General features: G+C 65.3%; 15 protein-coding genes. 4 read left to right on the top strand and 11 right to left on the bottom strand.

Annotation, left to right across the window (positions count from 1 at the left end):
- Window positions 1-88 precede the first annotated feature (88 nt).
- The 3 genes from def (at window position 89) to truA (ending at window position 2,418) form a co-directional block, all read left to right on the top strand.
- Window positions 89-613 (top strand): peptide deformylase, encoded by a 525-nt coding sequence (def, locus tag XH83_RS33150; protein ID WP_194404767.1) that lies wholly within the window; start codon window positions 89-91, stop codon window positions 611-613.
- Between the two features lie 137 nt (window positions 614-750).
- On the top strand, window positions 751-1,674 hold the full coding sequence (gene fmt, locus XH83_RS33145; protein ID WP_194404766.1) for a methionyl-tRNA formyltransferase: 924 nt from the start codon (window positions 751-753) through the stop codon (window positions 1,672-1,674).
- 6 nt (window positions 1,675-1,680) lie between these two features.
- Window positions 1,681-2,418, top strand: coding sequence for a tRNA pseudouridine(38-40) synthase TruA (gene truA, locus XH83_RS33140; RefSeq protein ID WP_194404765.1), 738 nt, complete (start codon window positions 1,681-1,683; stop codon window positions 2,416-2,418).
- Window positions 2,419-2,493: 75 nt separating this feature from the next.
- Here the strand turns inward: truA and dapE are convergent, their stop codons facing one another.
- The 11 genes from dapE to rpmH all read right to left on the bottom strand — a co-directional run bounded on the left by dapE (window position 2,494) and on the right by rpmH (window position 12,037).
- Window positions 2,494-3,660 carry a succinyl-diaminopimelate desuccinylase gene (dapE, locus tag XH83_RS33135; protein ID WP_194404764.1) on the bottom strand — a complete coding sequence of 389 codons (1,167 nt, stop codon included), beginning with the start codon at window positions 3,658-3,660 and terminating at the stop codon, window positions 2,494-2,496.
- Window positions 3,657-4,304 carry a DUF805 domain-containing protein gene (locus XH83_RS33130; protein WP_194404763.1) on the bottom strand — a complete coding sequence of 216 codons (648 nt, stop codon included), beginning with the start codon at window positions 4,302-4,304 and terminating at the stop codon, window positions 3,657-3,659. The genes dapE and XH83_RS33130 overlap by 4 nt, the downstream gene beginning before the upstream one ends.
- 153 nt (window positions 4,305-4,457) lie before the next feature.
- The gene (gene dapD, locus XH83_RS33125) at window positions 4,458-5,303 is read right to left on the bottom strand and encodes a 2,3,4,5-tetrahydropyridine-2,6-dicarboxylate N-succinyltransferase (RefSeq protein WP_194404762.1); all 846 of its coding nucleotides are present in this window, start codon (window positions 5,301-5,303) and stop codon (window positions 4,458-4,460) included.
- 120 nt (window positions 5,304-5,423) lie between these two features.
- Window positions 5,424-6,116 carry a pyrimidine 5'-nucleotidase gene (locus XH83_RS33120; RefSeq protein WP_194404761.1) on the bottom strand — a complete coding sequence of 231 codons (693 nt, stop codon included), beginning with the start codon at window positions 6,114-6,116 and terminating at the stop codon, window positions 5,424-5,426.
- Between the two features lie 14 nt (window positions 6,117-6,130).
- On the bottom strand, window positions 6,131-7,117 hold the full coding sequence (locus XH83_RS33115; RefSeq protein ID WP_194408479.1) for a DUF1036 domain-containing protein: 987 nt from the start codon (window positions 7,115-7,117) through the stop codon (window positions 6,131-6,133).
- 182 nt (window positions 7,118-7,299) lie between these two features.
- Window positions 7,300-8,187, bottom strand: coding sequence for an acetylglutamate kinase (gene argB, locus XH83_RS33110; RefSeq protein ID WP_194404760.1), 888 nt, complete (start codon window positions 8,185-8,187; stop codon window positions 7,300-7,302).
- A 204-nt stretch (window positions 8,188-8,391) separates the two neighbouring features.
- Window positions 8,392-8,757, bottom strand: coding sequence for a DUF423 domain-containing protein (locus XH83_RS33105; protein WP_194404759.1), 366 nt, complete (start codon window positions 8,755-8,757; stop codon window positions 8,392-8,394).
- Window positions 8,757-9,419: a ribosome biogenesis GTP-binding protein YihA/YsxC gene (yihA, locus tag XH83_RS33100; RefSeq protein WP_194404758.1), complete on the bottom strand. Its 663-nt coding sequence runs from the start codon at window positions 9,417-9,419 to the stop codon at window positions 8,757-8,759. The genes XH83_RS33105 and yihA overlap by 1 nt, the downstream gene beginning before the upstream one ends.
- Window positions 9,420-9,600: 181 nt before the next feature.
- Window positions 9,601-11,460, bottom strand: a complete 1,860-nt coding sequence (yidC, locus tag XH83_RS33095; protein ID WP_194404757.1) for a membrane protein insertase YidC — start codon at window positions 11,458-11,460, stop codon at window positions 9,601-9,603.
- Between the two features lie 13 nt (window positions 11,461-11,473).
- The gene (gene rnpA / locus XH83_RS33090; RefSeq protein ID WP_194404756.1) at window positions 11,474-11,875 is read right to left on the bottom strand and encodes a ribonuclease P protein component; all 402 of its coding nucleotides are present in this window, start codon (window positions 11,873-11,875) and stop codon (window positions 11,474-11,476) included.
- A 27-nt stretch (window positions 11,876-11,902) separates the two neighbouring features.
- Window positions 11,903-12,037 (bottom strand): 50S ribosomal protein L34, encoded by a 135-nt coding sequence (gene rpmH / locus XH83_RS33085; RefSeq protein ID WP_008542748.1) that lies wholly within the window; start codon window positions 12,035-12,037, stop codon window positions 11,903-11,905.
- A gap of 383 nt (window positions 12,038-12,420) precedes the next feature.
- Between rpmH and XH83_RS33080 the strand changes: the two genes are divergently transcribed.
- On the top strand, window positions 12,421-13,920 hold the full coding sequence (locus XH83_RS33080) for a HAMP domain-containing sensor histidine kinase (protein ID WP_194404755.1): 1,500 nt from the start codon (window positions 12,421-12,423) through the stop codon (window positions 13,918-13,920).
- Window positions 13,921-13,971: the final 51 nt, after the last annotated feature.

Raw genomic sequence — 13,971 nt, 5'->3', positions numbered from 1 at the left:
ACTAAAGACGAAGTTTTATGGTTAGCGAGGGGTTAACAGGGTTCCTGGCCGCATTGACCGCATCCGGCCTGGGGCTTAAATCGCGGCCATGGCCCTCAGAGAAATCATCATCCTGCCCGACAAGCAGCTGCGTCTGGTCTCCAAGCCGATCGAGAAGGTCACCTCGGATATCCGCAAGCTTGCCGACGACATGTTCGAGACCATGTACGACGCGCCCGGCATCGGCCTGGCCGCGATCCAGATCGCGCAGCCGCTGCGGCTGATCACCATGGACCTCGCCAAGCGCGACGAGAACGGCGAGACCAAGCCGCTGCCGCGCGTCTTCATCAACCCCGAGATCATCGCCTCGTCCGAGGAGCTGTCGGTTTACGAGGAAGGCTGCCTCTCGATCCCCGAATATTACGAGGAGGTCGAACGCCCCGCGAAAGTGCGCGTGCGCTTCACCGATCTCGACGGCAAGGTGCACGAGGAGGACGCCGAAGGCCTTTACGCCACCTGCATCCAGCACGAGATCGATCATCTCAACGGCGTCCTGTTCGTCGACTATCTGTCGAAGCTCAAGCGCGACCGCGTGATGAAGAAGTTCGAGAAAGCCGCCAAGCGAGCGGAATAAAGCGACACGTCTCCAGCCGTCATGGCCGGGCTTGATCCGGCCGTCCACGCCTTGCTTCCTTCTCGGCCAAGAACGCGGATGCCCGGGACAAGCCCGGGCATGACGGAGAACCAGAACTCTCACCCGAACGCAGCCACATGCCCCTTCGCCTGATCTTCATGGGCACGCCCGATTTCTCCGTGCCGACGCTGCTCGAGCTCGTCGCGCACGGCCACGAGATCGCAGCCGTCTATACCCGCGCGCCGAAGCCGGGCGGGCGGCGCGGCCTGCAATTGCAGCCGACCCCGGTCGAGGAAGCCGCGCGAAAACTCGGCGTGCCCGTGCTGACGCCGAAGACGTTGAAGACCGAAGAGGCACTTGCCGAATTCAGCGCGTTCGAGGCTGATGCCGCTGTCGTCGTCGCCTACGGCATGATCCTGCCGCAGGCGATCCTCGATGCGCCGAAGCTCGGCTGCTACAATCTGCACGCCTCGCTGCTGCCGCGCTGGCGTGGCGCGGCGCCGATCAACCGCGCGATCATGGCCGGCGATGCCGAGAGCGGCGTCATGGTGATGAAGATGGATGTCGGCTTGGATACCGGCGACGTCGCCATGGCCGAGCGACTTGCCATCACCGACAGCATGACGGCGCTCGATCTGCATGATCGCCTGTCGCGGTTAGGCGCCGATCTCATGGTGCGCGCGATGGCCGCGCTCGCCCGCGGCGGGCTCCAGCTCAGGAAGCAGAGCGAGGACGGCGTCACCTATGCCGCCAAGATCGACAAGGCCGAGGCGCGGATCGACTGGAGCAAGCCGGCGCGCGAGGTGCTGCGTCACATCCACGGCCTGTCGCCGTTCCCCGGCGCCTGGGCGGAGCTGGAGAATTCGCGCGTCAAGATCCTGCGCTGCGAGCTGGGACAAGACTCTGGCGAACCGGGCGCGGTGCTCGACGATCAGCTCACCATCGCCTGCGGCGAAGGCGCGATCCGCATCATCGAGCTGCAGCGCGAAGGCAAGGGCCGGATGCAGGCCGCGGACTTCTTGCGCGGCACGCCCTTGAAGGCGGGAGCGAGGTTCAACTAGTCAGCGATGCCCCGCTACAAGCTCACCATCGAATATGACGGCGCGCCGTTCTTCGGCTGGCAGATCCAGGACACGCTGCCCTCGGTGCAGGGCGCGCTGGAGGCGGCCGTGAAGGCGATGACCGGTGCGGATTTGCGCGTGCACGGCGCCGGCCGAACCGATGCCGGCGTGCATGCGCGTGGCCAGGTCGCGCATGTCGACGTCGACAAGCCATTTCCGCCAGGCCGTTTTCGCGACGGGCTCAATGCGCATCTGCGGCCGCATCCGATCGCGGTGCTGGAGGCCGAGGTCGTGCCTGATAGTTTCGAGGCGCGCTTTTCCGCCGTGAAGCGACACTACCGCTACCGCGTCATCAACACCCGCGCCAATCTCGCCCTCGACATCGGCCACGCCTGGCGCGTGCCGCGCAAGCTCGATGCCGACGCGATGCATGCGGCGGCGCAGCGCCTGCTCGGCAAGCACGATTTCACGACGTTTCGCGACACCGAATGCCAGGCCAAGTCGCCGGAGAAGACGCTCGACCAGCTCGACGTGACGCGTGATGGCCGCGAGATCATCATCGTTACCTCCGCGCGCTCGTTCCTGCACAGCCAGGTGCGCTCGATGGTGGGCTCGCTGGTCTGGGTCGGCGAGGGCCGCTGGACCGCGGATGATCTCTCCGCAGCGCTTGAAGCCCGCAACCGCGCCGCATGCGGCATCGTCGCGCCGCCGGACGGGCTGTATCTGATGAAGGTGGATTATTAGGGCCTGATACCGCCACGGACGTTATGCCCGGGACAAGCCCGGGCATGACGGCGGAGGGCTGGGCGATATAGGGGCCTACCCAAAATACCGCGTCAAAATCCCGCGATAGACCTTCGTCAGCTTCTCCAGATCGGCGACCGGCACGCGCTCGTCGACCTGGTGCATGGTCTGGCCGACCAGGCCGAACTCGATCACCGGGCAGTAGCTCGAAATGAAACGCGCATCCGACGTGCCGCCTGACGTCGACAGCTCCGGCTTGCGCCCGGTCACTTCCTCGATCGCGGACACCGCGAGATCGGTGAACGGGCCGGGCTTGGTCACGAACACGTTGGAGTTCGAGGGCTCCCAGACGATGCGGGCCTTGATGCGGTTGCCGCAGGCCTTGGTGAGGCGCGTCTCGACCAGTTCGCGCAAGCTCGCCTGGGTGTGGTTGTCGTTGTAGCGGATGTTGAATTTGGCGCGGGCTTCGCCCGGAATCACGTTGTTGGCCTTGTTGCCGACGTCGACCGAGGTGAATTCGAGATTGGACGCCTGGAACTGCGCGCTGCCATGGTCGAGCGGCTCGTCGCTGATGGCGACGATCAGCCGCGAAATATCCGGCACCGGATTGGAGGCGCGATGCGGATAGGCGACGTGGCCCTGCACGCCGTCGACATAGAGCGTGCCGGATTGCGAGCCGCGGCGGCCGACCTTGATGGTGTCGCCGAGCGTCTCGACATTGGAGGGCTCGCCCAGCACGCAATGATCGAATTTCTCGCCGCGCTCTGCCGCCCACTTCAGCAGCTTGATGGTGCCGTTGATCGAGACGTCTTCCTCGTCGCCGGTGATCAGGAACGAGATCGAGCCCGCCCCGTCGGCGCGCGGCTTGCCGCCGTTGGCGGCCAGATGCTCCAGCACCGCCGCGACCGAGCAGGCGATGCCGCCCTTCATGTCGACCGCGCCGCGGCCGTGCAGGACGCCGTCCTTCACTTCGCCGGAGAACGCGCCGACGCTCCATGCGCTCTCATCGCCCGGCGGCACCACGTCGGTGTGGCCGGCAAAGGTGATGTGCGGGCCTTCGGTGCCGATCCGCGCATAGAGATTGTCGACGTCGGCGGTGCCTTCCTCGCTGAAGGTCACGCGGTGGCAGGTGAAGCCTGCGTCGCCCAAGGCTTTTTCGAGCACCCCGAGTGCACCGGCATCTTCAGGGGTTACCGAGGGGCAGCGGATGAGATCGCGGGCAATGGAGAGAGCATCGGTCATGCGCCCCGCTTAACATGCATGCCGCCGGGTGGGCTAGCACTGGGCGGGACAATTTCGAGCTCGCGGCTCTGGTCCCAGCCTTTCGCAGCCGGCGTTGCGGGCGTGGAATCGTTCTCGGCTTCGGCCAGCGGATCGGGGCCGAACCGGTTGGTACCCGACGTGCCGGGCACAATGAACATCTCGACGAAGCCCCACAGCCAAAGTGCGTAGCCGGCCCAGTCGAGGAAAGCGAACGCTGGAGGCAGCCGGTTCGAGAGGTGAAGCAGCAGGTTGGGGAGGAAAAAGAAAAGCACGATCCACCAGCCGCTCCTGCCGCGGTCGTGGAGCCGTTTGATCGCGGTCGCCAGATAAATCCAGAGGAATAGCGGCGTGCCGAAGCACTTCAGGATCAGCGTCACGCGGTCGGTCGAGGCCAGCAAATGCCAGGCGCCGGGATCGACCACCCGAAAGAGGTCGTCGAGCCCGAAGTCAAAGTCGAACTCGATGCCGAGCCTGGCTGCGGATCTGGTCCCGTCGAGAAGGCCGATGACGGGACTGAGGTTCTCCAGCACCGCCGCCAGCAGCGCGACGATCAGCAGCGCCTGCCACATCAGGGAGCGATTGATGCGGCCGTCGAAACGGAAGAGGTACGAGGTCCAGTCCATGGCGAAGGCTCCGGCGGAAAGGGGCCGCCCGGAAATTGGTCGCGATGGAGGCAGAGGGGGTTCGATACAGGATCAGGCCCGTCGCCCTTCGAGGGCCGCCGAAGAGGCGGCCACCCCAGGGTGACGGGCAGGGAATAGCGCTCGTGGCGCAGCTCAGTCCCGCAGCAGCTCGTTGATGCTGGTCTTGGAACGCGTGCGCTCGTCGACGCGCTTGACGATGACGGCGCAGGCGGTGCTGGGGCCGATCTGGCCGTTCTTCATCGGCTTGCCGGGCAGCGCGCCGGGCACCACCACCGAATATTCGGGGACTTCGCCCATGAAGATTTCGCCGGTCTCGCGGTCGACGACCTTGGTCGAGGCGCCCAGGAACACGCCCATCGCCAGCACCGCGCCCTTGCGCACGATCACGCCTTCGGCGACCTCGCTGCGCGCGCCGATGAAGCAATCGTCCTCGATGATCACGGGCTCGGCCTGCAGCGGCTCGAGCACGCCACCGATGCCGGCGCCGCCTGAGATGTGCACGCGCTTGCCGATCTGCGCACACGAGCCGACGGTCGCCCAGGTGTCGACCATGGTGCTCTCATCGACATAGGCGCCGAGATTGACGAAGGACGGCATCAAGACGACGTTCTTGGCGATGAAGGCCGAACGGCGGACGACCGCGCCCGGCACCGCGCGAAAACCGGCGTCGCGAAAGCGGTTCGGGCCCCAGCCTTCGAACTTCGAGGGCACCTTGTCCCACCAGCTCGCCTTGCCGGGACCGCCGCCAATGACGTCCATGTCGTTGAGGCGGAACGAGAGCAGCACGGCCTTCTTCAGCCATTGATTGACCTTCCACTTGCCGTCGGCGCCGCGCTCGGCAACGCGCGCCTCGCCCTTGTCCAAGGTCTCCAGCGCCTGGTCCACGGCCTCGCGCACCTCGCCCTTGGTCGAGGTCGAGATGGTCTCGCGCGCGTCGAAGGCGCTGTTGATGGTGGATTCGAGGGCTGCAAGGGACATCGGATTTCCTCTGGGAAGCGGGAATTTTGATGGATTGGGGCGCTTTTTCGGGATTTGGAGGAGCGGAGTCAAGGCATACTCCACTGTCGTCCCGGGCTCGCTTCGCGCCCCGCGACGGCACTATTTGTGGGACAGCCTGCCCAAAAACCCCGTCAGATCATCCGTGACGTGATCGACATGGGCGGCGTCCCGGCCCTCCAGTTCCCAGTCTTCCCGCACCACCTCCTTCGTTCCATCAGGCACCACCAGCACGGTGGTCATGCCAAGCTGATGCGGGACGGTGAGGTTGCGGGCGAGGTCTTCGAACATCGCGGCCCGGGTCGGGTCGACCGAATGGTCGGCGAGGAATTTCCGGTAGGTCTGCGCCGCCGGCTTCGGTTCGAACTCGGCGGCAATGATGTCGAACACGCCGTCGAAATGGGAGCCGAGCCCAAGTCGCGCCAGCACCGCGTCGACATGGTCGACCGAGCCGTTGGTCAGGATCAGCTTGCGCCCCGACAATTTTGCGATGGCTTCGCCGAGCGCCGGGTTCGGCTCCAGCGGCGAGTGGTCGATCTTGTGGACGTAGGCGAGATAGTCGTCGGCGGAAACGCCATGCAGGGTCATCATGCCGCGCATGGTGGTGCCGAAGCGCCGGTAATAATCCTTCTGGATGGCCCGCGCTTCCTCCGGGCCGACATTCAGCCAGTTGCAGACGAACTCCCCGATCCGCGCATCGACCTGCTGCCACAGATTGACGTGATGCGGATAGAGCGTGTTGTCGAGGTCGAACACCCAGGTGTCGACATGGGTGAAGGCGCGGGGTGAAGTCATCAAAACCCTCTCGATCACGGCACCGCAAAGCGCAGCGTCTTGCCGCCGCTCGACATATCGACCGCGCCAAATCCCGTCGCCGCGAAGCCGCGCGCGCCGCAATCGGTCTGCTCGTTGGTCTCGAACTTGGTCTCGCGCGTGCAGAGCTGCCTGTCGCCGCCCCAGTTCAGCGGCCGGTCCTTCAACTTGACGGCGCGGTTGTCGGCGTCGACGGCTTCCGCGAAGCTGAAGATCTGCTTCGGGGTGCCGGTCACATCAGGATGCAGGCAGGTCTTGGGATCGATGCGGTACCAGCCGCGGCTGGTCACGGACTTGCCGTCGTCGGTCGCGATCGCCGCCATCACCTTGTGCGGCGTGTCGTTGCACCAGGTGAGGCCGGTCGCAGACGGCGTCTGCACCGCATCGACCATGGTCTTGAAGAAGTTCGGCGAGCCCACGACGTCCGACGACAGACCGCGGCTCTTCAGGAACGCGGCCAGCGCGCCTTGCGTCTTCGGCCCGTCGACGCCGTCGATCGGCGCGGCATCATAGCCTGCGATCACCAGCAGCCGCTGGATGCCGGCAAGGCGCGCCTGCTCGTCGTCATATTCGGAATCCTCGGCGAGATAGGCAGCGAGGTTGCCGTCGGCGCCTTGCGTCGGCGTCACTTGCGTGAACGGGGCCTGGGCCTGGCCGCTGCGGCATTGCCGGGCCGCCGCAATGACGAAATTGTCCTGCGCGACACAGAGCGTGTCGCTGCCGCTCTGCGGGATCGGGGAGGCGCCATAGACGCCGAGCGCGCGGGCGTGCAGCAGAATGCGGTCGGCGGTCAGCGTCCCCTGCACCACCACGCGGCAGGTGGCGGGATCGATCCTGAACCAGCCGCGCGTCGCGGTCGCCGCCTTGTCGTCGATGCCGATCGCAGCCTCGACCACGTAAGACATGCGGTTGCAGATCTTGAGGTCGGCGAAGGCGGGAGCGGAGGAGAAGAAGAACGAGACGGCCGCGGCCGGCAGCGTCATGAGGAAGCGGGTGAGGGCAGAGCGGCGTCGTTGCTTCGCTCTCGATCCGTCAGGCTCGGCCAAAAGCGCGGAGCGCATCTGGACGGGCAAGTCCCGGGCATCCACGTTCTCGGTGCGGGCCGAAAGATCGTGGATGGCCGGGACAAGCCCGGCCATGACGGCTTTCGTTTTTTGCTTCCGCATCACTTGTGGATCAGCGTGCCCGTGCCCTGGTTGGTGAAGAGCTCGAGCAGCACCGCGTGCTGCATCTTGCCGTCGATGATGACGACGCCCTCGACGCCCTGCTCCAGCGCGTAGATGCAGGTCTCGACCTTCGGGATCATGCCGCCGGAAATGGTGCCGTCGGCGATCAGCTTGCGGGCGTCCTTCACCGACAATTGCGGGATCAGCTTCTTCGACTTGTCGAGCACACCCGGCACGTCTGTGAGCAGCAACAGGCGCTTGGCCTTCAGCGCGCCCGCGACCGCACCGGCAAAGGTGTCGGCGTTGACGTTCAGCGTCTGGCCGTCCTTGGAGGTCGCGAGCGGCGCCAGCACCGGGATCAGCTCGTAGCCGATCAGCTGGTTGAGCAGCGTGAGATCGACCTTCTCGGGGTCGCCGACGAAGCCGAGATCGATCGCTTTCTCGATGTTCGAGCCCGGATCGATGATGGTGCGCGTCGTCTTCGACGCCTTCACCATGTTGCCGTCCTTGCCCGACAACCCCACGGCCTTGCCGCCGGCCTCGTTGATGTAACCGACGATCTGCTTGTTGACGGAGCCGGCGAGCACCATCTCGACGATCTCGATGGTCGCGGCGTCGGTGATGCGCAGGCCCGCTGCGAATTCCGATTGAATGCCGAGGCGCTTGAGCATGGTCGCGATCTGCGGCCCGCCGCCATGCACCACGACGGGATTGATCGCGGTCTGCTCGAGCAGCACGATGTCGCGGGCAAAATTCTTCGCGGTCTCCTCGTCGCCCATGGCATGGCCGCCATATTTGATGACGATGGTTTCCTCGTCATACTGCTGCATGTGCGGCAGCGCTTCCGACAGGATGCGGGCCTGGTCGAGCGGGGAGATGTCGGTCATGTCGCGGTCTCGCTGGCGGGACGGTCGGTGCGCGTTCTATCCGATTGGCGGGCGGGGCGCAAAGTGTGGCTGGCATGCGATCTCGTGTCCCGGACGCGGTGCGGCGCGTAGTGCCGCGCCGCTGAGCCGGGACCCGGAAAGCAGTATGGGCCCCGGCTCGGCAACGCACCGCTAAAGCGCTGCGCTGCGTTCGGGGCGCGAGACTTATTTTCTTGCCACCACCGCCGCCAGCGTCACCGCCAGCCACCCCAAAATCATCACCGTTCCCCCAGTCGGCGCCGCCATCGGAAACAGCGCATGCCCGGCATATTGCCGCAAGCTGAGATCGCCCGCGAACAAGGCGGCGCCGATCACGAAGCCGAACGCGGCGGTGAGGCCAATTCCGCCGTGCAGAAGGCCGTGCGCGAGCAGGGCGGTGGTCGCAAGTATGGCAGTTGCATGAAACAGCAGCATGGCGCTCGCCGTGGCGAGCCGGCTTGCATCCGCGCCGTGGGCGGAGGCCGCGGCCAGCGCGACGCCGGCGGCGCCCATCAAGCCGGCAAGCCCAATCAGGAGGCGATGGGCCGCCATTACTTGCTCCGCTCTTCCAAGAGCTTCGCCATCGCGGCGCGCAAGCTTTCCATGCCGGTCGAGCTGCGTGACGATGTCGCGAGCACGTTCGGGAACGCGGCGGGATGTTTGGCCAGCGCGGCCTCGGTCTCGGCGATGCGCGCTTGCAACTCGGACGCCTTCACCTGGTCGGCCTTGGTCAGCACGATCTGGTAGCTGACGGCGGAGCGGTCGAGCGTCCCCAGCACTTCGAGATCGACGTCCTTGATGCCGTGGCGCGCGTCGATCAGCACGTAGACGCGCGCGAGGCTGGCGCGTCCGAGCAGGAATTTGTGAATCAGCTCGGTCCAGGACGCGACCTGGCTCTTGGGCGCCTTGGCATAGCCATAGCCGGGCATGTCGACGAGACGCAGGTCGGTCTTCCCTGGGACCTCGAAGAAGATCAACTCCTGGGTGCGGCCCGGCGTGTGCGAGGTGCGCGCCAGCGCGTTCCGTCCCGTGAGCGCGTTGATCAGGCTCGACTTGCCGACATTGGAGCGGCCGGCAAAGGCGACCTCCAGCCCCGCCATCGGCGGCAGCGTCTGGATCGAGGGCGAGGCCCAGATGAACTGCCAGTCGCGGGCGAACAGCTTGCGCCCGGCCTCGATCAGCTTCGCATCTTTGTCGTCGTTCTTCTCGTTCATGAGAAGGACCTATCCTCTCGTCATGGCCGGGCAAAAGCGCGAAGCGCGGCTTTCCAAAATGTCCCGGCCATCCACGTCTGGTTACTGGACAAGCTTCCAAAACGTGGATGCCCGGGACAAGCCCGGGCATGACGATGTGGAGGCATTTGCACCCGTATGACGGGGCACACTCGCGTGAGACTTACGTCGCCTTCCTCGCGAACGTCGCCTTGAGATTGTCGAACAGCTCCACCTTCACGCCGTTGCGGCGCATGATGTAGCTCTGCTGGACCACCGAGAGCAGGTTGTTCCAGGCCCAGTAGATCACGAGACCCGCCGGGAAGCCCGCCAGCATGAAGGTGAAGATCAGCGGCATCCAGTTGAAGATGATCTGCTGCGTCGGATCCGGCGGCGTCGGGTTCAGCTTCATCTGGAACCACATCGTGATGCCCATGATGATCGGCCAGATGCCGAGCGCGAGGTAATGGCCGAACACCGGAATCGTGGTCGGATCGAACGGGATCAGCCCGAACAGGTTGAAGAGGTTGGTCGGATCCGGCGCCGAAAGGTCCTTGATCCAGCCGTAGAACGGCGCGTGCCGCATCTCGATGGTGACGAACAGCACCTTGTAGAGCGAGAAGAACACCGGGATCTGGATCACGACGGGTAGACAGCCGGCGACCGGATTGATCTTCTCCTTGCGGTAGATCTCCATCATCTCCTGCTGCTGCTTCACCTTGTCGTCGGGGAAGCGTTCCTTCAGCGCCTGCAGCTGCGGCTGGACCGACTTCATCTTCGCCATCGAGGCGTAGGACTTGTTCGCCAGCGGGAAGAACAACAGCTTCACGATCACGGTCACGAGCAGGATCGAGATGCCGAAATTGCCGAAGAAGCGGAAGAAGAAGTCGAGGCCGATGAACATCGGCTTGGTGATGAAGTAGAACCAGCCCCAGTCGATCAGGAGATCGAAATGGTTCAGCCCCAGCTCCTTGTTGTAGCCGCCGTGGCCGGCCAGCGGGAAATTGAGGCCGACGACGCCGGCTTCCTTGGCACCCGCGAACAGCCGCGCATTCGCGGTCGCGGTGCCGCCGATCGCGACGGTGACGGGGTCGAGCAGGTAATCGGTCTGGTAGGTGTGGACGTTGCCTGATGGGTTCGACGAGAAGCGCGCCTGAAGCTGCGCGCTGGTGTCGGGCAGCAGCGCCGAGGCCCAGTACTTGTCGGTCATGCCGAGCCAGCCATTGGTGGCCTTGAAGTTCACCGACTTGGCTTCGTCGATCTTCTTGTAGGCATATTCCTGCAGGCCATCGAGATAGCCGATCAGGCCTTCATGCAGGATGTAATAGCCGGAGACTTGCGGCGCACCGTGGCGCGAGATCAGCGCGAACGGATAGAGGGTGACCGGCGCGTTGCCGACATTGCTCACCTCGTCCTTGACCGTGAAAAGATAATGGTCGTCGACCGCAATGGTGCGGCGGAAGGTGAGGCCCTCGCCATTGTCCCACTTCAGCACCACCGGCGTCGTCGGCGTCAGGCTGCCGCTGCCGTCCTGCTGCCAGACGGTCTGCGCGTCGGGCAGCTTCGCCGTCACGCCCGTCGCCGGCACCCAGCCGAACTCGGCGTAATAGGGTTCCGCGGTGCCCGAAGGCGAATAGAGAATGATCGGCGGCGATTTCGGGTCGACCGTCTCGCGGAACTGCACCAGCGCGATGTCGTCGATGCGGCCGCCCTTCAATGAGATGCTGCCGGCGATCCGCGGCGTGTCGATCTTGACGCGCGGGCTGGCTGCAATCGCGGCATCGCGCGCAACGACCGGCTGGGCCTGGTTCGCGGCCGGTGTCGCCGGTTGAGCTGCGCCGGGCTGCGGCGCGGCGCCGGGCGTCGCCGAGGCGCCGGGCGTCGCCGACGCGGTCGGCTGCGGGGTGCCCTTCTGAAGCTCGGCCTGGGCCTGCTGCTGGGCGCGCTGCTTCTCCATCGCCGGCACGTTGTAGAAATACTGCCAGGCGATCAGCACCAGGCCCGACAGAATGACGGCGAGGATGGTATTGCGGTTGTCGGTCATCATTCTCTCGTCATCAATCCGGTTTGCGGCTGGTCGCGGGAGTGGGGCCGGGTCTTGAGCCGTCGGTTTTCGGGCCGCGTCCCTTGTGCGTATGCCGCGCGGGCTTCGTGAACGCTATGCGCAGATCGTCGAGCATGGTCGTGAAGTCGCGCGAGAGCGCGTCCCTTCGTCCGACCAGCACATAATCATGATGGGGCTGCATCGACACCGGATCGAGGCGCTTCACGAGTTCGCGAAGCCGGCGCCGGATGCGATTGCGCTCGGGGGCGTTGCCGTTCTTTTTGGTAACGGTGAAGCCGATCCGGATCGGGCCGCCGTCATCGCGGGGACGGCTTTGCAGGACGAACGCGCGGCTGTTCACCCGCGCGCCATTGGCAACGGCGAGGAAATCCGCCCGCTGCCTCAGCCGATCCATGATGAAATCCCAAAAAGGGGGTCTGGCTCAGGCGCTCAGACGCTTGCGACCGCGGGCGCGGCGGGCGGCGAGAACCTTGCGGCCGCCGGCAGTGGCGAGACGGGCACGGAAGCCGTGACGGCGCTTGCGCACCAGTTTGCTGGGTTGATAAGTCCGCTTCACGGGTTTTTCTCCGCTGACCGGGCAATTTGCCTGTAGAATTGATGGTAAAGTCCGGAAGATGCGGCCCACAACGGACCCTTTTCGGCCCCAAGAGAGCCGCTCCCGGCGTCACACCGGGTCATCGCGGACAATTTGCGCGGCTTATAAGCGAGCGCCTTGTTTTCGTCAACGCCGCACAAGCGCGCGATTTTCGTGAATATCGCTGTTTGTGCGGGGTTTTTAACGCTTGAGGTGGCGGGTAGCGATATCAGCGCCTACATCCCACCTTGGCAGATTAGCGATCCGTAATTTGACCGGGGCCAGGGGCGGGCCGCATTCTCATACCCGCTAATCCTTCACCCGGCCCCATTCTTAACCCGGTCTAGGCAGCGAGGGCGAATTCCGTGGCAGCGACAGACCTCCAGCCGGTCCAGGATCAGGACCAGCCGGACCAGCCGGCGGCGAGTCCCCGCGGCACGCGCGGGCTCGGGCTGTCGGGCAAGCTGTTGCTGCTGACGGTTCCCCTGGTGATGATCGCGGCCAGCCTGCTGTATGTCCCAGCCATCGCCAACTTCTGGGTCAACCGGCTCAACGATCGCGTCGCGGCGGCGAATACGGCGGCGCTGGTGCTGGATGCGGCGCCGCTCGGCATGGTTCCCGATTCGCTGTCGCGCCAGATCCTGAAAAGCATCAATGCCCGCGCCGTCGCCATCAAGATGGGCCAGCAGCGCCGGCTGCTCGCGAGCGACAACATTCCGGCCGCCATCGAGCATGACATCGATTTGCGCGACATGACGGCGTGGGAGGCGATCACCGGCTCGTTCCGGATGATGCTGGAGACCGGCAACCAGGCCATTCGCATCGTCGGGCCCGGCGTCGGCAATGCCCAGTTCATCGAGATCGTCACCGACGAATTGCCGCTGCGGCAGCAGATGTACCGCTTCTCCCGCAACGTCGTGGTGGTGGCGCTGATTATTGCGGTGCTGACCGCCGGCCTCGTCTATCTCGCGCTTCATTATCTCTTCGTGCGCCCGATGCGGCGGCTGACCGCGAGCTTGGTCGGCTTCCACGAGAATCCGGAAAGCTCGGCGGGAATCATCGTGCCGAGCCAGCGCAGCGACGAGATCGGGGTCGCCGAGCGCGAATTGTCGGACATGCAGCGCGATCTGATGTCGATGCTGCATCAGAAGAGCCGGCTCGCCGCCCTCGGCCTCGCCGTGTCCAAGATCAATCACGATCTGCGCAACCTGCTGGCTTCGGCCCAGTTGCTGTCGGACCAGCTCGCCAGCGTGCCGGATCCGCGGGTGCAACGCTTCGCGCCGAAACTGGTGCGCTCGCTCGAACGGGCCATCGCCTTCTGCCAGTCGACGCTGTCTTACGGACGCGCCCAGGAGGCCGCGCCCGACCGCCGCATGATCCTGATCGAGCCTGTCGTGCTGGAAGTGCGCGAGACCGCGGGCCTCGCCTCCGATGCCTCGATCGCCTGGGTCGCCGCCATCGAGCGCGGGCTGGCGATCGATGCCGATCCCGATCAGCTGTTCCGGGTGCTGCTCAACCTCGTCCGCAACGCCGCCCAGGCGCTGGAGAGCCACGCCTCCGGCGACAGTGGCCCGCAGCAGATCCGGATCACCGGAAAACGCGAAGGCGCCGTCGCGATCGTCGAGGTCTCCGACACCGGTCCCGGCGTGCCCCAGAAGACGCGGGAGCATCTGTTCGAGGCGTTCCAGACCTCCGGGCGTCCCGGCGGCAGCGGTCTCGGCCTGGCCATCGCCGCCGAGCTGGTTCGCGCCCATGGCGGCGATATCCATCTGGTCGAAGGCACCATCGGTGCCACCTTCCGCATCGTGATCCCGGACCGCCCCGTGGAGCTGCTCTCCATCCGCAGCGAGCGGCAGAGGGCGTAAGTCGGCCAGCGGCCGAGCGGGCGGCAATTTCATTCCTTCCGTCATTCCGGG

It is taken from the genome of Bradyrhizobium sp. CCBAU 53351 (assembly GCF_015291745.1).
Taxonomy (GTDB): domain Bacteria; phylum Pseudomonadota; class Alphaproteobacteria; order Rhizobiales; family Xanthobacteraceae; genus Bradyrhizobium.
Note: the sequence above shows the minus strand (reverse complement) of the source record. Positions and strands in the feature narration are given on the sequence as shown.